This window comes from Hymenobacter lutimineralis (assembly GCF_008271285.1).
Lineage (GTDB): Bacteria > Bacteroidota > Bacteroidia > Cytophagales > Hymenobacteraceae > Hymenobacter > Hymenobacter lutimineralis.
Genome location: NZ_VTHL01000014.1, coordinates 48,741 through 68,439, shown reverse-complemented (window position 1 = coordinate 68,439; position 19,699 = coordinate 48,741). Strand labels below are relative to the sequence as shown.

At 62.3% G+C, this 19,699-nt stretch carries 17 protein-coding genes; 8 read left to right on the top strand and 9 right to left on the bottom strand.

Features of this window, described 5'->3' with window-relative positions:
• Positions 1–72: 72 nt before the first annotated feature.
• Positions 73–837, top strand: a complete 765-nt coding sequence (locus FY528_RS13610; RefSeq protein ID WP_149071572.1) for an ABC transporter permease — start codon at positions 73–75, stop codon at positions 835–837.
• Between the two features lie 166 nt (positions 838–1,003).
• Here FY528_RS13610 and FY528_RS13605 read toward each other — a convergent pair whose 3' ends face one another.
• Together FY528_RS13605 and proC are read right to left on the bottom strand one after the other, a co-directional pair.
• Positions 1,004–2,218: a bifunctional 3,4-dihydroxy-2-butanone-4-phosphate synthase/GTP cyclohydrolase II gene (locus FY528_RS13605; RefSeq protein WP_149071571.1), complete on the bottom strand. Its 1,215-nt coding sequence runs from the start codon at positions 2,216–2,218 to the stop codon at positions 1,004–1,006.
• Between the two features lie 165 nt (positions 2,219–2,383).
• Positions 2,384–3,187, bottom strand: a complete 804-nt coding sequence (gene proC, locus FY528_RS13600; RefSeq protein ID WP_149071632.1) for a pyrroline-5-carboxylate reductase — start codon at positions 3,185–3,187, stop codon at positions 2,384–2,386.
• Between the two features lie 218 nt (positions 3,188–3,405).
• Here proC and FY528_RS13595 point away from each other — a divergent pair, with 218 nt between their 5' ends.
• The gene (locus FY528_RS13595) at positions 3,406–4,032 is read left to right on the top strand and encodes a hypothetical protein (protein ID WP_149071570.1); all 627 of its coding nucleotides are present in this window, start codon (positions 3,406–3,408) and stop codon (positions 4,030–4,032) included.
• Positions 4,033–4,300: 268 nt separating this feature from the next.
• Here the strand turns inward: FY528_RS13595 and FY528_RS13590 are convergent, their stop codons facing one another.
• Positions 4,301–5,503, bottom strand: a complete 1,203-nt coding sequence (locus tag FY528_RS13590; RefSeq protein WP_149071569.1) for a glycosyltransferase — start codon at positions 5,501–5,503, stop codon at positions 4,301–4,303.
• The gene (locus FY528_RS13585; protein ID WP_149071568.1) at positions 5,497–6,717 is read right to left on the bottom strand and encodes a glycosyltransferase family 4 protein; all 1,221 of its coding nucleotides are present in this window, start codon (positions 6,715–6,717) and stop codon (positions 5,497–5,499) included. The genes FY528_RS13590 and FY528_RS13585 overlap by 7 nt, the downstream gene beginning before the upstream one ends.
• A gap of 128 nt (positions 6,718–6,845) precedes the next feature.
• On the opposite strand from FY528_RS13585, the gene FY528_RS13580 reads away from it, so the two are divergent.
• Positions 6,846–7,577, top strand: coding sequence for a hypothetical protein (locus FY528_RS13580; RefSeq protein ID WP_149071567.1), 732 nt, complete (start codon positions 6,846–6,848; stop codon positions 7,575–7,577).
• A 4-nt stretch (positions 7,578–7,581) separates the two neighbouring features.
• On the opposite strand, the gene FY528_RS13575 is transcribed toward FY528_RS13580, so the two are convergent.
• The 4 genes from FY528_RS13575 to FY528_RS13560 all read right to left on the bottom strand — a co-directional run bounded on the left by FY528_RS13575 (position 7,582) and on the right by FY528_RS13560 (position 13,751).
• A complete protein-coding gene (locus FY528_RS13575; RefSeq protein WP_149071566.1) occupies positions 7,582–8,601 on the bottom strand; it encodes a potassium channel family protein in 1,020 nt (339 codons plus the stop codon).
• Positions 8,602–8,782: 181 nt separating this feature from the next.
• Positions 8,783–10,861, bottom strand: a complete 2,079-nt coding sequence (gene dnaG, locus FY528_RS13570; protein ID WP_149071631.1) for a DNA primase — start codon at positions 10,859–10,861, stop codon at positions 8,783–8,785.
• A 429-nt stretch (positions 10,862–11,290) separates the two neighbouring features.
• Positions 11,291–12,304, bottom strand: a complete 1,014-nt coding sequence (locus tag FY528_RS13565; protein ID WP_149071565.1) for an LLM class flavin-dependent oxidoreductase — start codon at positions 12,302–12,304, stop codon at positions 11,291–11,293.
• Between the two features lie 151 nt (positions 12,305–12,455).
• Positions 12,456–13,751, bottom strand: a complete 1,296-nt coding sequence (locus tag FY528_RS13560; RefSeq protein ID WP_149071564.1) for a hypothetical protein — start codon at positions 13,749–13,751, stop codon at positions 12,456–12,458.
• A 129-nt stretch (positions 13,752–13,880) separates the two neighbouring features.
• Between FY528_RS13560 and FY528_RS13555 the strand changes: the two genes are divergently transcribed.
• From FY528_RS13555 to FY528_RS13535, 5 genes are all read left to right on the top strand, one after another.
• Positions 13,881–15,011, top strand: a complete 1,131-nt coding sequence (locus FY528_RS13555; RefSeq protein WP_149071563.1) for a histidine kinase — start codon at positions 13,881–13,883, stop codon at positions 15,009–15,011.
• Complete coding sequence (locus tag FY528_RS13550; protein WP_187632118.1) at positions 14,992–16,164, top strand: sensor histidine kinase; 1,173 nt, start codon at positions 14,992–14,994, stop codon at positions 16,162–16,164. Before FY528_RS13555 ends, FY528_RS13550 begins: the two co-directional genes overlap by 20 nt.
• Positions 16,161–16,859, top strand: coding sequence for a LytR/AlgR family response regulator transcription factor (locus FY528_RS13545; protein ID WP_149071561.1), 699 nt, complete (start codon positions 16,161–16,163; stop codon positions 16,857–16,859). Before FY528_RS13550 ends, FY528_RS13545 begins: the two co-directional genes overlap by 4 nt.
• 147 nt (positions 16,860–17,006) lie before the next feature.
• Entirely contained in the window at positions 17,007–18,110 is a 1,104-nt protein-coding gene (locus FY528_RS13540) for an Mrp/NBP35 family ATP-binding protein (protein ID WP_149071560.1), read from the top strand.
• Positions 18,111–18,340: 230 nt separating this feature from the next.
• Positions 18,341–18,676 (top strand): NifU family protein, encoded by a 336-nt coding sequence (locus FY528_RS13535; RefSeq protein ID WP_149071559.1) that lies wholly within the window; start codon positions 18,341–18,343, stop codon positions 18,674–18,676.
• A gap of 97 nt (positions 18,677–18,773) precedes the next feature.
• On the opposite strand, the gene FY528_RS13530 is transcribed toward FY528_RS13535, so the two are convergent.
• Positions 18,774–19,595 carry a universal stress protein gene (locus FY528_RS13530; RefSeq protein WP_187632117.1) on the bottom strand — a complete coding sequence of 274 codons (822 nt, stop codon included), beginning with the start codon at positions 19,593–19,595 and terminating at the stop codon, positions 18,774–18,776.
• Between the last annotated feature and the right edge of the window lie 104 nt (positions 19,596–19,699).

Below are 19,699 nucleotides of genomic sequence, written 5' to 3'. Positions count from 1 at the left end.
CGGCTAAGGCACAGCTGCTGCCGTTTGTTCAGCCAGCAGGCCCGTCAGCTCTTCTGTTTTTCTCTTTCCCTTATGCTTTTCCGCGCTGAACTTCGCAAGCTCCTGCCCTACCGCACCGTCTGGATTCTGCTGGCACTTTACGCCGTGCTGCTGGCGGGCTTTGTGGGTATGAGCAGCGGTACCGTCATCAATGGGCAGGCCCTGGGCAATACGCTGTATGCGTTTCCGGGCGTGTGGGGCAAGCTCACGTACGTGGCCAGCTACTTCAACCTGCTGCTGGGCATTCTGCTCATCATTCTCATTGCCGACGAGTTTCAGTTCCGCACGTTTCGCCAGCAGGTGCTCAACGGAGCCTCCCGGGCCGAGCTGGTGCAAAGCAAGCTAGGCGTGGCGCTAGGGCTGACGGGCTACGCCACGCTGGTGGTGTTAGGCGTGGGCTTGTTTTTCGGCCTAACCCGCGGACCGGAGGCCGCCGCGGGTGCCGTCACGGCCGAGCTGGGGGCCGTGGGGCTCTACGGGGTGCAGGCCCTGGGCTACCTGAGCCTGGCCGCGCTGCTGGCCTTTGCCCTGCGCAAAAGTGGTTTGGCCATCATTGCCTTTCTGCTGTATAGCTGGGTAGTCGAGCCCCTGGTACGCTCCCAGGTTCCGGACTCACTGGACCGCTATTTTCCGGGCAAGCTGCTCGGCAGCCTCACGCCTACCCCCGGGCAGGAGCTGCTGGACACCGTAGCCGGCCCCAGCGGCACTTTGCTTCCCACGCAGGCCCTGCCCTTTGCCCTAGCTTACGTAGCCTTATTCTGGGGCCTGAGCTACCTGCTGCTGCGCCGCGACTTGTAAGCAACCGTTCTTAGACGAAAGAATTAATTCAAAAAGCATAAAAAGAGGGTTGCCCGCATGGGGCAACCCTCTTTTTATATGGTTCAACAGGCTGTTCCTATCTGTAAGCTGCCAACCAAGCTTTGCCGTCGGCATGCTACACGTCGGCCCAGGATTTAGCGAAGCACTAGGCCGGACGCAGCTTGCTGAGGATGGTGTGACCCAGCTTGTCGCGCTTGGTGGTCAGGTACCGCTCGTTGTGTTCGTTGGCTTCAATTTCAATGGGCACCGTTTCCACAATTTCGAGGCCGTAGCCGATGAGGCCAGTGCGCTTGCGGGGGTTGTTAGTAAGCAGGCGCATCTTGCTCACGCCCAGGTCGCGCAGGATCTGGGCACCTACTCCGTAGTCGCGCTCATCCATCTGGAAGCCCAGGTCCAGGTTGGCTTCCACAGTGTCGCGGCCCTGTTCCTGTAGCTGGTAGGCGCGCAGCTTGTTGAGCAGGCCAATGCCCCGGCCTTCCTGGTTCATGTACACCAGCACGCCGCGGCCTTCGCGCTCAATCTGCTCCATGGCTTGGTGCAGCTGGGGGCCACAGTCGCAGCGGCAGGAGCCGAAGATGTCGCCCGTCACGCAGGAGCTGTGCACGCGCACCAGCACCGGCTCGGGGCCTGAGATGTCACCCTTCACCAGGGCCAGGTGCTGGGCGTTGGTCGACTGCTGGGTGTAGGCTACCAAGTCGAAGTCGCCGTGCTCGGTGGGCAGCTTCACGGACAGCTCGCGCTGAATGAGGCTTTCCTTTTCGAGGCGGTATTTGATCAGGTCCTGCACCGAAATCAGCTTCAGGTCCCATCGCTTGGCTACTTCGCGCAGCTCGGGCAGGCGGGCCATTTCGCCGTCTTCTTTCAGAATCTCGACTAGCACGCCGGCCGGCTCGAAGCCCGCCAGCCGGGCCAGGTCGATGGCGGCTTCGGTGTGGCCGGCGCGGCGCAGCACGCCTTCTTTGCGGGCTTTCAGCGGAAAAATGTGGCCGGGCTTGCCCAGCTCCTCGGGCTTGGTTTCGGGGTCGATGAGGGCCAGAATGGTTTTGCTGCGGTCGGAGGCCGAAATGCCGGTGGTTACGCCGTTTTTCAGCAGGTCGATGCTCACGGTGAAGGGCGTGGCGTGCAGGGCCGTGTTGCGGCCTACCATCAGTTCCAGGCCCAGCTCTTCGCAACGCTGCTCGATGAGCGGAGCGCATACGAGGCCGCGGCCGTGGGTGGCCATGAAGTTGATAACCTCGGGCGTGGCGCAGCGGGCTGCGCAAATAAAGTCGCCTTCGTTTTCGCGGTCCTCGTCGTCAACGACCACGACTACTTTGCCGGCCCGGATATCGGCAATGGCATCTTCAATAGAATCCAGCATGGAACTCGGATTTTACGGATTTTTTAAACGGATTCTACGGATGGTGTAGAACCGCGCGGCGCCCCGCTAAACGCCTGCTGCCGCTACAAACCGCATCGGCGCCGCGAAGTTACGAAATGGCGCACGGGTGACATGGGTGCCCTCTATAATTCGTTCCTTCGCGGCTTACTCCCGGGCCAGCTCGGTGGCGCGCACCTGGGCAGCCTGAATGCCGGCGGCCAGGGTTTCGGTGAGGTTTCCCGCCTGGAAGGCCCGGAGGGCAGCCTCGGTGGTCCCACCCTTCGACGCTACGTTGGCAATAAGTTCGGGCAGGCTTTTTTCGGAGTTGTTGAGCAGGTGGTAGGCGCCCAGCATGGTTTGCTTGACCAGCAGCGAGGCCACCGAATCGGAAAAGCCCAGCTGGCGGCCCGCGTCAATCATGGCCTGCACGATGTAGAAGAAGTAGGCCGGGCCGCTGCCGCTCACGGCCGTTACAGCGTCGAGCATGCTCTCATCTTCCAGAAACAGGGAGCGGCCGGTGGCGTTCAGCAGGTTCTCCACCTGGTGCAGGCGGAGCCGGTCGATTTCCGGGGCAGCCGAAAAACCAGTAATGCCCATGCCCAGCAGCGCCGGCGTGTTGGGCATGGCGCGCATCACGGCCTGGTGCCGGAGCTGGCGCTGCAGGCGGGCAATGGGAATACCGGCCATGATGGACAGCACCACCTGCTGGGGTTGCAGCACGGCCTGTAGCGCCTCGGCCACCCGGCCAAAATCCTGGGGCTTCACGGCTACCAGCACCATGTCGTAGGTACCTACCTGAGCATCCAGCTCCCCGGTGGGCAGGCCGGGGTGGGCTTCGCGCAGGCGCTGGCAGTGGTCGGCGTGCCGGCCCAGCAGCAGTAAATCCTGGCGCTCCACCAGGTTGTAGTGGAGAAACGACTTGGCGAAGGCCAGGCCCATATTGCCACAGCCCAGAATGGCTATTCGCAGGTTTTTCATGAAGCTCGAACTAGGATAAAGCAGCGGCCTATGTGCCCCTGCTGCGGCCGACAACATAAGCAGGAAACCGGAAAGCACCCTCCTTGCCCGGTCGGCCCCTACGATTTCCAAGCAGCAGGCTGCCGGAGCTGAACTGTATATTCATGCCCCGCTATAGTTTGGAAATACCAGCTACTTTTGAGCCGTACTGATTTCTCTTTCTTTCCCCTATGAAAAAACTTACCTACCTCGTGCTCGGCGGGGCCCTGCTGACTTCGGCCTGCGAACAGGCCCAGAAAACCAAGGAAACCTACGACAACCTGGCCAAGCTCAAGGACGCCGGCGAAAACATCGAAAACACCCTGGATGCAGCCAAGGCCCAACGCGAGGAGCGCGAAAAGCGCGGCGACACCCTTTCCCTGCCCTACAAAGAGCTGCAAACCTACCTGCCCACCAGCATCAGCGGCTTTACCGCCGGCAACCCTGAAGGCCAGTCGACGAAGATGGGCAGCATTGCTTTCTCAACGGCCAGCCGCGAGTTCACCAAGGACAGCGTGACCATCAAAACCGAGCTGATGGACTACAACGGCGCCCACGACCTGTACCAGGGCGCGGCGGCCATGTTTGCGCTGGGCATGGAAAGCGAAAACGACGAAGAACTGGTTAAATCCACCTCACTGGGCATTGAGGGGGCTTCGGGCATGGAAAACTTCCACAAGAAAGATGGCCGGGCTGAGCTCACGCTTACGCTGGGTGGGCGCTTCCTCGTAAAGATTGAAGCCGACAAGCAAAAAGACTTGGCCCTGGTAGAGTCCGTCGCCAAGCAGATTGCCCTGGACAAACTGGCTAAAATGTAAAGCTGGCTGACCAAGCCTAACAAAAAGCGGGGCGCAGATGGGAAACCCATCTGCGCCCCGCTTTTTTGTGGCGTATTCCTGCACTGCCGTAACAGCTGGATTCTCCGCCGTTGAATGATAGATGAACGATGTAGAGACGCATACTTGCGTCTTATTGTTAGCTCCGCTGACAATCCAATTCAGGAAACTTCTTATCTGGCGCGTTTCGGGTTGTTCAACGGCAAGACGCAAGTATGCGTCTCTACATCGTCCGATTACGCCTTATAACTCACTTCCCCCCCGCCTTCTGGAAGCGTTGGGTAGGCTGCCAGGTAGCGGGGCCGGCCCCGCGCAGGTAGCGCCAAAGGCCCACCAGCAAGGCCGCATTCATGCTGTAGAAGTGCGTGATAAAGCGCAGCAGGCGGGCATGACGGTTGCCGCGGCGCAGGCCTGCGTCGAGCAGGAGCAGGAGCGGCAGCCCTACCTGGCCCAGCAGTAGCAACTGGTAAAACCAGCCCGCCCCGCGCAGCACCAGCGCCGCGCTGGCAAGCAGCATCAGCAACAACAGCAGCGGCGTGAGCCAGCGCAGCACCTTGTGCGACCAGAAAGCATAGCTCAGCCCCCGCCACGGCGGCCAGAGCAGCTGCCAGAACTCGCGCAGGTTCTGGAAGTTGCCGGTGGAAATGCGGGCCTTACGCCGGAACTCCTCCGGTAGTCGGTCCGACACATCTTCGTAGCACACCGCGGCCAGCTCGTTCAGGGCCTGGTATCCGTCGCGCAGCACGGCCATGGAGGTGTAGAAGTCATCCACCAGAAACGAGGCCGGGGCGGCATGAAAGCACCTGCTGCGCACTGCAAAGCAGCCCCCGAAGGCGCCAATCATAGCACCCCACACCACGCCTTCCTGGTATTTGATGAGGTTTTCACGCTCCAGGTACGCTTTTTCCTGGCCCGATATGCCTTCCTGCCGGTGCTCGGGGTTCAGGATATTGCCGCCTACCAAACCTACCTGCGGTGCCCGAAAGTGCTTTACTAGCTGGTAAATGGTATCGGGCACGAAGAACACGTTGGCATCGGTGAGCACCAGCACCGGCGCGCTGGTTTCCAGGGCCAGCGCTTCGATAATGCCCGGCTTGCCGGTGCGCTGCCCGAATACGCGCAGATGCACGCCGGAATATTGGGCCTGCAGTCTTTCCACCAGCGCGTGGGTACGGTCGGTGGAGTTATCGGAGCCGATGTGCAGGGTGAGCTTATCGAGCGGGTAGGTGGTGGCGAAAGTGGAGCGGATTTTCTCTTCGATAACCTGCTCCTCGTTGTGGGCAGCCAGTAGGATGTCCACCTGGGGCAGTTCCTCGTCGTGGGGCGTGTACACCTGCACGTTGTGGTGCCGGCCCCGGGCCCGCCAGCTCAGCAGCAGCGGAAACAGCACGTAGGTATGGGCCACCAGCAGCAGGGCCAGCCAGAAGGCACCGATAAGCACCGCGTCTAGCATGAAACCGGCCGCTGGGCGGCTACTTGCTGGTACAGCTGCTCAAACCGCGCTACCACCCGGCGGTTATCGTACAGTTCGGCCGCGGCCTGGGCCGCCCGGGCGCCAATGCCGGCCACGTCGAGGCGGCCGTGGTAGTAGTCTTCCAGCAGGCGCACCCATTCCTCGGGGTCGTCGGCCAGCAGGATGTCGTGGCCGGGGCGGCAGTGGATGCCCTCGGCCCCCAGGGCCGTGCTCAGGATGCCTTTTCCTAGGGCCATACCCTCAATAATCTTCACCCGCATGCCCCCACCCGAAAGCAGCGGCACCAGCATCAGCTCATAGGCCCGCATAAAGTCGGCCGCCGACTCCACGAAGCCGTGCATGGTCACGCCGGGCAGGCGCAGCTGACGCAGGCGCTCAGGCATGCCGGTGCCCGCTACGTGCAGCTCCAGCTCGGGCAGGCGCTCCGTCAGGCGGGGCCACACGTGGGTTAGAAACCAATCGAGGCCTTCGAGGTTGGGCAGCCAGTTCAGGGAGCCAATCATGCACAACGTGCGCGGCTGGGGCAGCACGGCGGGCTCGGGCTGAAAGCGGGTTAGGTCGACGCCGGCGGGTACGAACGCCACCGGCTCCGGGCAGCCTACGGCCCGCAGACGCTGCTGGTCGGGCTCGGTGATGGCTGCTACAGCCGTGAAGCGCGGAAGGTAGCGGTGCTCGAAGGTACGCAGGCCGCGGGCCAGGTGGTGCAGGTACCACTTTTTCAGTGGGTTTCGCTCCCGCCCGGCCAGCATTTCCCAGATATTGTATTCCAGGTTGTGGGCCCGGAGCACCACCGGTACCTGCGGGGCAGCCTGGCGCACCACGTCCACGTACCAGGCCACGAAGGTGCCCTCAATCTGCACTACGTCGAAGGATTCCGTGGTGAGCAGCTCGCGCAGCTTCTCCGTGAGGGCCGGGCTGATGAACCGCTCCACGTTGTAGGGCACTTTGCCCACTGCCAAGTTGCGCAGGGCTTTCCAGGGCGAAAGGCGCGTATCTACGTCCACGGTGACGAGGCGCACCGCGGGCAAGTGGCTGAGAGCAGTAGCCGGCTGACGGTGCTTGGGCGTGTTAGCGGCCAGCACCGTAACCTCGTGACCGGCCTGAGAAAGGCCCGCGGCCACGTCGTACATGGCAATGGCGCCCCCATCGTGGGGCGGAAACGGGACGCGCGGACAGAGCTGCAGGATACGCACGGGGCAAAGGTAAGGGGCTGGCAAAGCTAGCAGATATGCGGCAACGGTCGACTTTTGCTAGTTGCCACACCAGAATCAACAGGCTGCCCGTTACCAGTCCGTCACACCCTTGTATCCCATCAAACGGTATGCGGCCTGTTACTACCCTCCTGCTATTCGCGCTGCTGAGTTTTGCCGGTTGTGAACCGAAGTTCCGCCAGTGCCCTACCACGCACACCGACCCGATCAAGCAGCTGTACAATGATGTGCTGATTGAAATAATAGAAAAACAACTCGGACGTGGGTATCTCCCTGATGAAGATAGAAAATTTGTTTGGCGGCATTTTCAGGAAGTCTACGCCGGAAACTGGCCCAATGAGCCTTCTCATCATGATTCAGTCTGGCTACATAACCAGGAGGCTATTTTTCATAACCGGCTTTTCCAGGACTCTGCTCGGTTTAAAACCTATTATCTGAACACGTCATCCCAGAGTATCTATCAGATAGCCGATTTACCCAACCGTTTCTCTGCTTATGCACCGGGCAGTAGAATCGGCAATTGGATAAAAGCCATTGCGCCACAGCAGGAACAAGCTGCGTTAGATAGCCTCAATAGTGTACAGAATAGTATACAGCCAGATAATTTTCAGCTATGTACTGCCAGAATCCTCTCGTACGAAGAGCACCGTCCTTATCGCCCAGAGAAAGGAGTTGGAGTGCTTACGATTTCCAAAATCGTATTCAGTAAAACCCAAAACCAAGCCTTATTAGCTTATGGTTGGCATTGTGGTAGCAAGTGCGGTTACGGGGAGGTTTTGTTCGTTGAAAAATTAGGCGGGCGCTGGCACATCAAGCAAGCTATAGGAACCTGGATATCCTAAGGCCCTACGCCCGGAACTGCCCGATCAGCGTGTGAATTTGCTCCTCGGTGCCTAGCAAGAGCAGCACGTCACCCAGGGCAGGGCGGATGTCGGCGTTAGGGCTCACCAGCAGCTCGCCGGTGCTTTGCTTGAGGCCGATGACGGTGGCCCCGCTGCGGGAACGAATGTCCAGCTCCCGGATGCTGCGGCCCTGAAACTCGCTCCGGATTTCGTCGAAGCGCATTTCTTCCAGGCGCAGCTTGTCGGGACCGAGGCCCGAAATCATATCCAGGAAGCGGATAACCTCGGGGCGCACCACCAGGTTGGCCATGTGCGAGCCCCCGATTTCGTCGGGCATCACCACCGAGTCGGCGCCGGCGCGCAGGAGCTTGGCCTCGCTGGTTTTGAGGGAGGCGCGGGCAATGATTTTGATGTTGGGGTTCAACTCCCGGGCCGTGAGGGCCACGAATACGTTGTCGGCATCCTTGGGCAGGGCCGTGATGAGGGCGCGGGCCCGGCTGATGCCCGCCGCGCGCAGGGTTTCGTCGGCGGTGGCGTCGCCAAACACGGCCGGAATGCCTTCCTGGCTGGTTTCCGCGGCGGCTTTTAGCAACGACTCGTCCTGCTCCACAATGACCACCCGGGCCCCATTGGCCCGCAAATCGTGGTAAGCTTTGCTGCCGTTGCGCCCAAAGCCGCACACGATGATGTGGCCGGCGTAGCTTCGGATTTCCTGGTCGGTTTTAAACATCTTGAATAGGTTGCGCAGTTCGCCGTCGAAGATATAGGTTGTCAGCACCGATACGAGGTAGGCAATGACCAGCAGGTTGAAGAAAATGTAAACCGATACAAACGCCCGCCCTGCCGGCGAAAAAGGGTGTATTTCCCCAAAGCCCACCGTCGAAATGGTGGTCATCGTCATGTACACCGCATCGAGAAACCCGTAGTCCTCAATCAGCATAAAACCCACCACGCCGCTGGCCAGGCTGAACATCGACAGCGTCACTGCCAGTACAAATCGGCTCAGGTTAAAGCGCTTCCACATGAAGGTGAAATGGTGAGGTGGTGAAATAGAGACTTTAAAGAAACCGTGTCATGCTGAGCGGAGCCGAAGCATCTCTACCGCTTCGTTGCAATGGTATTCAGACGAAGCGGTAGAGATGCTTCGACAAGCTCAGCATGACGCACTAAGTTGGCTGCTGTTCCTTGAAATTACTCCTTCACCTTTACCCCACGTTGCGCGGAATAACGGTACCGAGGTGAGCGGCCAGCTCGTTGTCGAGGCGCTTGTAGAGCATGAGGGCTTCCAGAATTTTATCGACGGCGGCCGGGTCGCGGGCGTCGCGCAGCTCCTTTTGCAAGCTGTTCAGCTCGCGCTGCACAATTTCCTTCTTCAGGCGCAGGATGGCGTTGTCGCAGGCTTCCTGAATCAGATCCAGCTCCCGGGGCACGTAAATCTGGTGGGTGGTCCAGTTTGGGCTGAGCTCGTAGCGCTCCGTGGCCAGGTCGCCGATGAGGGCGCGGATATCGGAGCGGCTGTGCTGGATGAGGGTGCGCACTTCGGGCCAGCGGCCCTGCTCCATCTCCTGCTGGCACACGTGCAGCACGTCGGCGTAGATGGGCGTGCGCAAGGGTGTTTCCTCCAGCTGGGCCAGCAGGTATTGGGCCACCGCTACGTCCGGCGACAAAGGCTGGGCGGCGTAAAGCACCAGCAGGCGCACCAGTTCCCGTTCGCACTGCTGCAGCACATCGGGTACGGGCTCCAGGTCTTCCCGGGTTAGCGTCGCCAGGTCGCCGCCCCCGCCCATCAGGTCGTCCGGCGAGGCCCCGTACATAAGGGCTTCGGCCTCTTCCTCGGGGCTCAGCTGGCGAGGACTGGAGGCTGATTGGTTGCTGGCTCTTGGCTGCGCAGTATTGCTCCCGCTGCTGCTCGCAGCCCCGCTCGAACTCCCCCCCGCCGTAGGAGCTTTCTGGCTGGCATTGCGCACCAGCTTGTTGTACTCGGTGATGAGCACCTGCTCGTCGATGCCGAACGACTGGGATGTCTGCTGCAGGAACACCTGCCGCTTAATGGGGTCGGGCACTTTGGCAATGCTCTGCAGCACGTCCCGGATGGCCTCGGCCTTCTTCACCGGGTCGTGGGCGGCCTCGCGGCTTACCAGCTCAGTTTTGAACTGAATAAAGTCCTGGCTGGCGACTTCCAGGTGTTCCCGGAAGCGCTGGTCACCTACTTTGCGGATGTAGGAGTCGGGGTCGTCGCCATCGGGGAACAGCACCACGCGCACGTTCAGGCCGCCTTCCAGCAGCATGTCGATGCCCCGCAGCGAAGCCCGGATACCGGCCGCGTCGCCGTCGTAGAGCACCGTCACGTTGTCGGTATAGCGCTTGAGCAGGCGAATCTGGCCGTCGGTGAGGGAGGTCCCCGAGGAGGCTACCACGTTTTTGATGTCGCCCTGGTGCAGGCTCAGCACGTCGAGGTAGCCTTCTACCAGGTAGCAGAGCTCCTCGGTGCGAATGGCCTGCCGCCCCTGGTAGAGACCGTACAGCACGTCGGACTTGTGGTAGATGTCCGATTCCGGGGAGTTCAGGTACTTGGCCGACTTGTCGTTGGGCTTGAGCGTGCGCGCCCCGAAACCAATGACGCGCCCCGACACGTTGTGAATCGGGAACATCACCCGGCCCCGAAACCGGTCGTAGCGGCGGCCCGTGTCCTGGCCCTGGTCGTCGTCGCGGCGGATGATGAGGCCGGTCTTCTCCAGGTATTTCTGCTCGAAGCCCGCCGCCGTGGCCGATTTCAGCAGGTCGTCCCACTGGTCGAGCGAGTAGCCCAGCTCAAAGGTTTTGATGGTGGTCTGGTTGAGGCCGCGCTGGCGCAGGTAGCTCAGCCCGATGCCCTGGCCTTCGTCGGTGTTGAGCAGGAGGCGGTGGTAGTGGTCCTTGGCCCAGTTCGAGACGATATACTGGGAGTCCTTATCGTTTTGGGCCAGCTGCTGCTCGGGGGTCTTTTCTTCCTCCTCTACATCGATGCCGTATTTCTTGGCCAGGTACTTCAGGGCCTCCACGTAGCTGGTGCCCTCAATATCCATGATGAACTGTACCACCCCGCCGGCCTTGCCGCACCCGAAGCACTTGTACAACCCCTTGGCCGGGGCCACCGAGAAGCTCGGCGACTTTTCGTGGTGAAACGGGCAGCAGGCCCACATGTTCTGCCCCTTGCGCTTGAGGCTCACAAAGTCGCCCACCACTTCCACAATGTCGGCGTGGTGGATAATCTGATCAACGGTTTCTTTCGGGATACGAGCCAAGGCAGTGCGGGGCAACAGGGTAGCAGCAGAACGGGACGCCGAAGATACAAGGAACCCGCGGGCAGGCCGGCAACTCCACCGCTATTTCCCTTATTCCAGGTAGCAGGTAGTTGTACTTTAGCTATACGGTGTCTTTATCTTGCGTCTATCGTGTCTCTATCGTTCCTCTATCCAAAGCATAGGTAAAGCAGGCCCAAAGCCGCCGATGACAATAGTAGTTTACCGGGAGAGGCCGTAGGAATTATGGCTACCGCTTGTCGGGCGGAAATGGATTGTGGTGCTGGTGCTATATAAGGACTGTCATCCTGAGCGGAGCGAAGGACCTTATCACGCCTGCATGAATCGTTGCAACGTGATAAGGTCCTTCGCTCCGCTCAGGATGACAGGCAACTCAGGATGACAGTAATTGAAACACGCCTACCCCCGCTTCTACCCCAGCAGCGGCTTCACCCGCTCACCCAGCAGCTCAATGGCGCGCAGGAGCTTTTCAGGGGCCAGGTCGGCGTTGTCCATCTGAAAGGTGACGCGGCTTACGCCGCCCAGGGCTTCGGCGTGGCGCCGGATCTTGGCGGCTACTTCCTCCGGGTTGCCCACCAGCAGGGCTCCGCGCGGGCCGCGCTGGGCTTCGAAGTGGCCGGGCGTGACGGGCGGCCAGCCCCGCTCCCGACCAATGCGGGTGAAGGTGCGGGCGTAGCCGGGGTAGTAGTCGGCCACGGCCTGCTCGGTGGTTTCGGCCACGTAGCCCAGGGAGTGCAGGCCCACTTGCAGCTGCTCGGGCGCGAAGCCGGCCTGCTTACCGGCCTCCCGGTAGAGGTCCACGAGGGGGCGGAAGCGGTGGGTTTCGCCCCCAATAATGGCCACCATCAGCGGCAGCCCCATGGCCCCGGCCCGCACAAACGACTCGGGCGTGCCGCCCACCCCGCGCCAGATGGGCAGCTGCGCCTGCATGGGCCGCGGGTACACGGCCTGCCCCGTGAGGGCCGGCCGGAACCGCCCGCTCCAACTCACTTGCTCCTGGTCGCGGATCTGGAGCAGCAACGCCAGCTTTTCTTCGAACAAGGCGTCGTAGTCGTGCAGGTTCAGGCCGAAGAGCGGGAAGGCTTCGGTGAAGGAGCCGCGGCCCACTACCAGTTCGGCCCGGCCGTGGCTGAGCAAATCGAGGGTGGCAAACTGCTGGAACACCCGCACGGGGTCGGCGGCGCTGAGCACGGCCACGGCGCTACCCAGCCGGATGCGCTGGGTGAGCGAAGCCGCCGCACCCAGAATCACGGCCGGGGCCGAGTCGAGGAACTCGCGGCGGTGGTGCTCCCCGATACCGAAGAAATCCAGGCCTACCTGGTCGGCCCGCTCAATGCGCTCCAGGAGCTGGCCCAGGGCCGTGGCGTTGTCGGAGGCGGTACCCCCCGTAGGGGCCGCGGCGAAGCTGTCGATACCAAGCTGCATAAGTAGGGAGTTGTCGGTTGTCAACGCTAAAGCTACTGCCTGGCAACTGACAATGCGCGGGACGATGTCGAGATACTAAGTATTGCGTCTCGCCATCGTGCATCTGCTCACAACGCCAGTAGCGCAAACCGCACGGCTCGCGCTACTGGGGCTAAAAGTTGTGGCTAGCCGTGGTTTCGGGAATGATAACCACGTAGTCGTAGCCCAGGATGGTGGCTTCGAGCTCCGGGTTGGCTATTTTCAGGCCTTGGCGCAGGATGGCCCGGCGCAGGGGGCGCACATCGAACACCTGCCAGGGCCCGGCGGCGGGGGTAGCGGCGGCGAAGGGCTTGATCATGTCTTCCTCGGCGTAGGAATACGGCGCCACGTTCTTGCTGAAATCGTCGGGGTTACTGCCGCCGTTCTGGATTCCCTGCTTGCCGATAACAAAGATGTGCAGGCTCTTTTGGTCGTGTACGTCGGCCAGATTCATGGCCAGGTTGCCCACGTCGTACATGTCGCCCCAGATGCTGCGGCCGCGCCCGGCGTGGTAGGCGCCGAACTTGAACAGCATGGGCGGCAGCGGCTGCCCGGTGGCGGTGTAGGGCTGCAGCTCCTGCAGCAGGTTGCGCTTCATCAGGTTGATGCGGGCCCGGTGGGCGCCGGGCTGGCCCGCCGCGTTGGTTTTGAAAATGGCGGAACTGGCTTCAAAATCCTGCAGCATCTGGCGCACCTCCTGGCTTTCGGTCCGGGTGAAGGCGCGCAGGCTGTCGAGGGTGGCGGGGCGGATGGTATTGACGGTGGTGTGCTCGTAGGAGCCCAGTAGCATATCGGCGCGGTCCTGGGCCTGAAACTTGGCGGCTATGCGCAGCAGGTAGGCATTGGCCTTCTTGCTTCTCACCTGCTCTGCCATAAGGCCGAACAGGCGGCCGGGGGTGGCCCCGCCCACCTGCTCCACCCCCACGAAAGCGGCATTCTGCGCCCGTAGCGTCCGGGCCAGCTCAAACTCCTCCACCCAGCTGTAGAACGACAACTCCATGGGATGCTGCCGGGTAAAGGCAGTGGGCAGGCCGGGCTGGGCAGCCAGGCGGTGCAGGTCGCGGGCCTGGTACTTGTCGATTTCGGCCACGTATACCTTCGGCTTGAGCACCTGGGCTACGGCCTGGGTAAACAGCGGCACCTGGGCCATGCCGTGACCTTCGCCCACCAGCACCAGCGTACTTTTCTCGATATCCTGGCGCAGCTTTTCCCAGCCGGAGCCGCTCAGTTGGGTGGCGGTTGGGGTAAGGGGAAACTGGTTTTTGACCAAGAGACGCTGGAAAGCGGTATCGGGCGCGGCGGGAGCCGTCTGGGCCTGGGCGGGCAGGCTGAGCAGGCCAGCCAGGGTCAGGCCGGCGGCCAGGCGTAGGCGACGGGTGGTAGCGGCGGCAGGAACGAAACAGAGCGGGAGGCGGAAGGAGCAGCGCATGAGCGAAGATTTAGTTGGCGAGCGGTAGATTCTGGAACAAAGAAATTCCGGAGCTTTAGGCTCCCGAAGTTTCTTCGACCAAGCGCGGCCCCCACACCACCAAAGCCCGACTTGGTCTGCCGTTTTGCTATGCCTGAATCTGATTTGGGGGCCGCCGGGCGCTGGCCGGTCCTGGGTGCCCGCACCACTACCCTGCTGCTGCAGGCACTGCTGTGGCTGGTGCTGGCCGGGTTCTACGTGGCCTGGAACCGCCGCCCCAACTTCCATTTCGACGGCCCCATCTGGCCGCTGGTGGGGCTGCAGATGGGCTACGCAGTGCTGCTGTTCAATGCCCTAGTGTACCTGATTATTCCGCGCTGGCTGCTGCGCGGGCACTACGGCCGGGCCCTGCTGGGCGGGGTAGCCCTGCTCTATGCCTTTCAGTTCTGGATGTATGCCGGCACCCGACTGGCCGAAGCGTATGCGCCGATTTCGCCGGGGTTGCGGCGCACCCTGCACGGGTTTTACGTGGAAGGGTTCCGGGCCGCGCTCCTCAGCCATGGGCAGCAGCTGAACGTGTTTTTCGGGCTGCTGGCCATCTGTCTGTTTCCGGTGCTGATCAGCTTTCTGGCCTACGCGCTGGTGGTGGACCGCCGCCGGCTGCAGCTGGAGCGCAACCACCTGCGCCTGGAGCTGGGCTACCTCAAGTCGCAGATCAACCCGCAGTTTCTGTTCCACACCCTCGGCAGCCTGCACCAGCTCACCCGCACCCGCGACGCCCGCGCCCCCGATATGGTGTTGCACCTGGCCGATCTGATGCGCTACACGCTCTACGAAACCGATACCGAGCGGGTGCTGCTCAGCCGGGAGCTGGAATTCCTGGCCGATTACCTGGCCCTGGAGCGCCTGCGCCGCCCCGCTACCGTGCGCATCACCCACGAAACCACCGGCCTGCCCGGCCCGCAGCAGCTGGCGCCGCTGCTGCTGCACCCCTTGCTGGAGCGCCTCTGCGCCGGCCTCGACGCCGCCCCGCCCGGCACCGCCGTCACCCTGCACAGCACCGTAGCGGTGCAGCCCGCGGCCGTAACCTTCACCCTTACCCGCACCAGCGCCGCGGCCCTGCCCCTCACTTACCGTCCCCATGCGGCCGTGCAGGCCGCCCTGCGCCGCCTGGCCCTGCTCTACCCCGGCCGGCACACCGTGGCTCTCACCGAAGATGCCCACCGCGTGCACCTGCGACTCCACCTCCAGCTCCCGCCCGATGCGCCTGCTTCCCGCTGATACCCGCGCCCGGGCCAGCCGGTTTTTCGCCACGCCGGGTGGCCGGCTGCTGCGGCACGCGGCTTGGTGGCTGCTGTTTGTGGGCTTTGAATACTACGTGTTCCGCAGCTTCGGGCAGCCGCCAGTGGTAACCTGGGCCTTTGTGCTGAAGGATACGGTGGCTACTATCGGCAGCTACTACTTCTTCGCGGAGGTACTGCTGCCGCGCATTTTGCTGCGGCGGCGCTGGCTGCTCACGGCTCTGGGGCTGGTGGCCATCTACTACTTCTGGGCGCTGTGCTCCTACGCCTGCTACGCCCTGCTGGACCGCGCCGGTCTGATTTCCGCGGACCTCTACAGCTACGCGCACCGCTTCCTCGACGGCAGCCTCTGGGCCGGGGTGTTTTCGTGGCGCAGCGTGAGCATGGGCCTCAACGATTTTGCCGTGACGGTGGTGCCGCCTATTCTGCTGCGCTTCCTGCGGTTTGTGCTCCACAGCAGCAACCACAGCCTGCGCCTGGAGCGCGAAAACCTGCACCTGGAAGTGAATTTCCTGAAAGCCCAGGTGAATCCGCACTTCCTGTTCAACACCCTCAACAACCTGTACATGATGGTGGTGAAGCAGGACAAGCGCGCCCCCGATATGGTGCAGCACCTCACCCAACTGCTGCACTACACGGTGTTTGAATCGGAGGCGGCGCTGGTGCCGCTGGCGCGGGAGGTGGAGTTTCTGGAAGCGTACCTGCAGCTGGAGCGGCTGCGCTACGGCCAGAAGGTGCGCATCGACTACCAGCAAACCGGGCAGCTGGCGGCCTACCGCGTCACGCCGCTGCTGTTCTTTCCCTTCGTGGAAAACGCCTTCAAGCACGGCGTCGATAGCAGCCTCGATGCCTCCTGGGTGGCCATTTCGCTCACGGCCGCCGAGGGCTGGCTGCACTTGGAGGTGCGCAACAGCTACAGCCCTCAGGCCCCGCGCCGCGAGGTGGGCGGCGTGGGCATTGCCAACGTGCAGAAGCGCCTGGCTCTGCACTATCTGCCCCAGGACTACCAGCTCCACCTCGTCCAGGACCCCGACACCCACACCTACCACGTAGTGCTGGCCCTGCGCCTGGCTTCGGCCGCCGCCGCGGTTCCCGCCGGGGCTTCCCTCCTGCCCATCTCCCCGACTTTATGATTAACTGCCTGATTATCGACGACGAGCCTTTTGCCCGCGAGCTGCTGCAGGGCTACGTGGCCCAGATGCCCGGCCTGCACTTGGTAGCCAGCTGCGAGCATGTCTTCGAGGCCCTGGAGGTGCTCCGGCAGCAGCGCATCGACCTGCTGTTTTCCGACATCAACATGCCCCAGGTCAACGGGCTGGAGTTCATTCGCTCGTTGCACAATCCGCCCTACGTCATCTTCGTCACGGCCTCGCCCCACCACGCCCTGGAAGGCTACGAGCTCGACGCCCTCGATTACGTGGTGAAGCCCGTGTCGTTTCCGCGCTTTATGAAGGCCGTGAACAAGGCCCTGGCCGTGGTGGGCAGCCGCCCGCCCGCCCCGGTGGCTGCCGCGCCGCAGTTTTTGTTCGTGAAGGAGGGCCACTCCCTGCGCCGGGTGCTGTTCGAGGAAATCTACTACATCGAGGGCATGAAGGATTACATCCGCCTCGTGCTCAAAAATCAGATGATCATCACTTACCTGCGCATGAGCCGGGTGGAAGACCAGCTACCGCCCAGCCGCTTCATCCGCATCCAGAAGTCCTACATCGTGCGCCTCGACGCCATCCGGGCCATCAGCGGCAACGAGGTAGAACTGTACGACCTGCCCGAAAAGCTGCCCGTCGGCAAGCAGTACAAGGAGGCTCTGCTGGCGCAGTTCGGGCTGTAGAGGTTCGTTCGTTGTTCCGAGCAGTCCGCGGAATCTCGCGGGCTGTGCGGAATGACGTTCTAGGGAAACCATGTTGTGCAACCGCCGCCCCGGTTTCCGGGTTATCTTTGCGCTTTGCATCCGCACTTTCTTCGCTGATTATATCCCATGGCACCCATTACCAAAGAAGCCGTCCTCAAGGCCCTGAGCTACGTGGAGGAGCCCGACCTGGGCAAAGACCTCGTCACGCTCAACATGATTGAGGACGTGCAGATTACTGGCCGCACCGTTTCCTTCACGGTGGTGCTTACCACCCCGGCCTGCCCCCTCAAACAGCTCATCCACGACGCCTGCGAGCGGGCCATCCACACGATGGTGGACGCCGAGGCGGAGGTGGTGATTGTGATGACCTCGCGCGTGACCACTATGCGCCAGAACCGCGACCTGCTGCCGGGCGTGAAGAACATCATTGCCATTGCCTCGGGCAAGGGCGGCGTGGGCAAAAGCACCGTCACGGCCAACCTGGCCATTGCCCTGGCGAAAACCGGCGCCAAAGTAGGCCTCGTCGATGCGGATATCAGCGGCCCCAGCATGCCGCTGATGTTTGGGGTGATGAACGAGCGGCCCCACGTGTTCCAGGGGCCCGACGGCAAAAACTTTATTCAGCCCGTGGTGGCCCACGGCGTGAAGCTGATGAGCATTGGCTTCCTGGCTCCGGCCGAGTCGGCTATTGTGTGGCGCGGCCCCATGGCTTCCTCGGCCCTCAAGCAGTTTATCACGGAAGTAGACTGGGGCGAGCTGGACTACCTGCTGCTGGACATGCCTCCCGGAACTTCCGACATTCACCTGACCATGGTGCAGACGGTACCCGTAACCGGCTCACTCATCGTGACTACCCCGCAGGCCGTAGCCCTGGCCGACGCCGAGAAGGGCCTGCAGATGTTCCGCCTGCCCCAGATCAACGTGCCGGTGCTGGGCATTGTGGAAAACATGGCCTGGTTTACGCCCGCCGAGCTGCCCGATAACAAGTATTATATCTTTGGGGAAGGCGGCGGCGTGGCCCTGGCCGAAAAGCACCAGGTGCCGCTGCTGGGCCAGATTCCGCTGGTACAGAGCATCCGCGAAAATGGCGACCTGGGCACGCCGGCCATCCTGCAGGAAAACACGCCCTCTGCGGTAGTGTTCGCGCAGCTGGCCGAAGACCTGGCCCGCCAGGTAAGCATCCGCAACGCCATGGCCCCGAAAACCAATGTTGTGGAAATGAAGTCGTAGCCAGCAGCACGTGAGCAACAGACCGTCCTGCTTCGCCTTCGCGGACGCCAGATGAAGCAGGACGGTCTGTTGCTCACGTGCTGCCCTTCACGCCTTTCCCTGAACTTCTGCGCGTTCCGGCCGGTTTACTGTTTGCGTCAACCGAATGCCCTACCTTTGTGGCCGTAGCCCCGCTGCTGATCTTCCGAAAGCTGCGGCCTCAGCCTATATTTCGCTTAATTCATCGATTCATGACACTATCTGCCGCCGTAGAAGCCCATCCGCTCCTGCCCCGCATCGAACAGGCCCTGGATACCATCCGGCCCTATCTGGCCGCCGACGGGGGCAACGTGCGCGTGCTGGACATTACCCCGGATATGGTGCTCCGCCTGGAGCTGCTGGGCGCCTGCGGTACCTGCCCCATGTCGCCGATGACGCTGAAAGCCGGCGTAGAGGAATCGGTAAAGAAAGCCGTGCCCGAAATCCGCGCCGTGGAAGCCGTGAACCTTACGCCCATGAGCGAGCAGCCCGCCGGCCAGACCGGCCACCCCGTGTCGCCCACCCCGGTGCCCACTCCACAGTTCTAAAACCGCGTTCAGTTTCTGCCGCCGCGCCCCGCTCCTACCGGTTTTCCCGGCAAGAGCGGGGCGCGGTCGTTTGGCAGCGCTGCGCGGCACCGGGCGGTTAGTCTTCTGCCGGGAGCAGCAGCACCGGCACCGGGCACTCCCGCAGCAGCTGGGCCGTGACGCTGTGGTGAAACAGACTACCCAGCAAGCTGTGACGCCGCGCCACTACTACCACTACATCGGCTGCCTGCCGGCTGGCTTCCTGCAGTATACCCTCGGCTACGTTGCTTTGCGCCACCGTATATACCTTGCCTACCGGCAGTTCATCAACCAGGCTATTTACCCGGATGGTCTCTAGTACCGCGCCCGGGTCGGCGGATGCTGCCTCAGCGCCGGCTACCTGCACGGCCGCCAGGGTGCCCGCAGTAGCGGCCAGCAGCTGCCGCAGTACATCTGGCTGGGGAAACAACCGAAATGGTTGCCCGTCGAGGGCCAGCAGGAAGCGCCGGGGTGGAAATACGTCCCACCCTACCGTTGGCACCACCAACAACGGGTAGGGAACATGACGCAACAGCTCCAGGGCAGTGGCAGTAATTTCCTCCGGCGGCACGGTAGAGGCCCCGGGCTGGCCCAGCACAAGCAACAACGGCTGGTGCTGGCGCACGGCGGCAGCCACCGCCTCGGGTAGCAGCTCCCCAGAAATGTCGACTTCAGCTGGCACGGGCTGCTCTGCCGCCAACTGCTGCAATGCCTGGGTAGTTTGCCGCTCTCCCTGCCGGGTATGCAGGGAAGAGTACGTTTCCGGGGCCAGCAGACCGTCATGGCGCACGTGCAGCAGCACCAGTTGGGCGTGCAAGGGCACGGCCAACCCGGCCGCGTAGGAAAGGGCACGGTTGGAAACGGCAAAAAAATCGGTGAGCACAACGAGCGAGGGTGCCATGACAATCGGGATGAGAGGAGAAAAAGGACCAAAGGCGGCCAGTTTTCCGGGGGCTGCCGGCCCGGACACTAGCTGAACCCGCAGGCGGCGTGGGCAGAAGCCAG

Bases quoted from the DNA above. Each gene is read 5' to 3' on its own strand.
- FY528_RS13610 (WP_149071572.1), top strand. From the start codon at position 73: ATGCTTTTCCGCGCTGAACTTCGCAAGCTCCTGCCCTACCGCACCGTC.
- FY528_RS13605 (WP_149071571.1), bottom strand. From the start codon at position 2,218: ATGCTGGATTCTATTGAAGATGCCATTGCCGATATCCGGGCCGGCAAA.
- FY528_RS13595 (WP_149071570.1), top strand. From the start codon at position 3,406: ATGAAAAAACTTACCTACCTCGTGCTCGGCGGGGCCCTGCTGACTTCG.
- FY528_RS13590 (WP_149071569.1), bottom strand. From the start codon at position 5,503: ATGCTAGACGCGGTGCTTATCGGTGCCTTCTGGCTGGCCCTGCTGCTG.
- FY528_RS13580 (WP_149071567.1), top strand. From the start codon at position 6,846: ATGCGGCCTGTTACTACCCTCCTGCTATTCGCGCTGCTGAGTTTTGCC.
- FY528_RS13575 (WP_149071566.1), bottom strand. From the start codon at position 8,601: ATGTGGAAGCGCTTTAACCTGAGCCGATTTGTACTGGCAGTGACGCTG.
- FY528_RS13565 (WP_149071565.1), bottom strand. From the start codon at position 12,304: ATGCAGCTTGGTATCGACAGCTTCGCCGCGGCCCCTACGGGGGGTACC.
- FY528_RS13560 (WP_149071564.1), bottom strand. From the start codon at position 13,751: ATGCGCTGCTCCTTCCGCCTCCCGCTCTGTTTCGTTCCTGCCGCCGCT.
- FY528_RS13555 (WP_149071563.1), top strand. From the start codon at position 13,881: ATGCCTGAATCTGATTTGGGGGCCGCCGGGCGCTGGCCGGTCCTGGGT.
- FY528_RS13550 (WP_187632118.1), top strand. From the start codon at position 14,992: ATGCGCCTGCTTCCCGCTGATACCCGCGCCCGGGCCAGCCGGTTTTTC.
- FY528_RS13545 (WP_149071561.1), top strand. From the start codon at position 16,161: ATGATTAACTGCCTGATTATCGACGACGAGCCTTTTGCCCGCGAGCTG.
- FY528_RS13540 (WP_149071560.1), top strand. From the start codon at position 17,007: ATGGCACCCATTACCAAAGAAGCCGTCCTCAAGGCCCTGAGCTACGTG.
- FY528_RS13535 (WP_149071559.1), top strand. From the start codon at position 18,341: ATGACACTATCTGCCGCCGTAGAAGCCCATCCGCTCCTGCCCCGCATC.
- FY528_RS13530 (WP_187632117.1), bottom strand. From the start codon at position 19,595: ATGGCACCCTCGCTCGTTGTGCTCACCGATTTTTTTGCCGTTTCCAAC.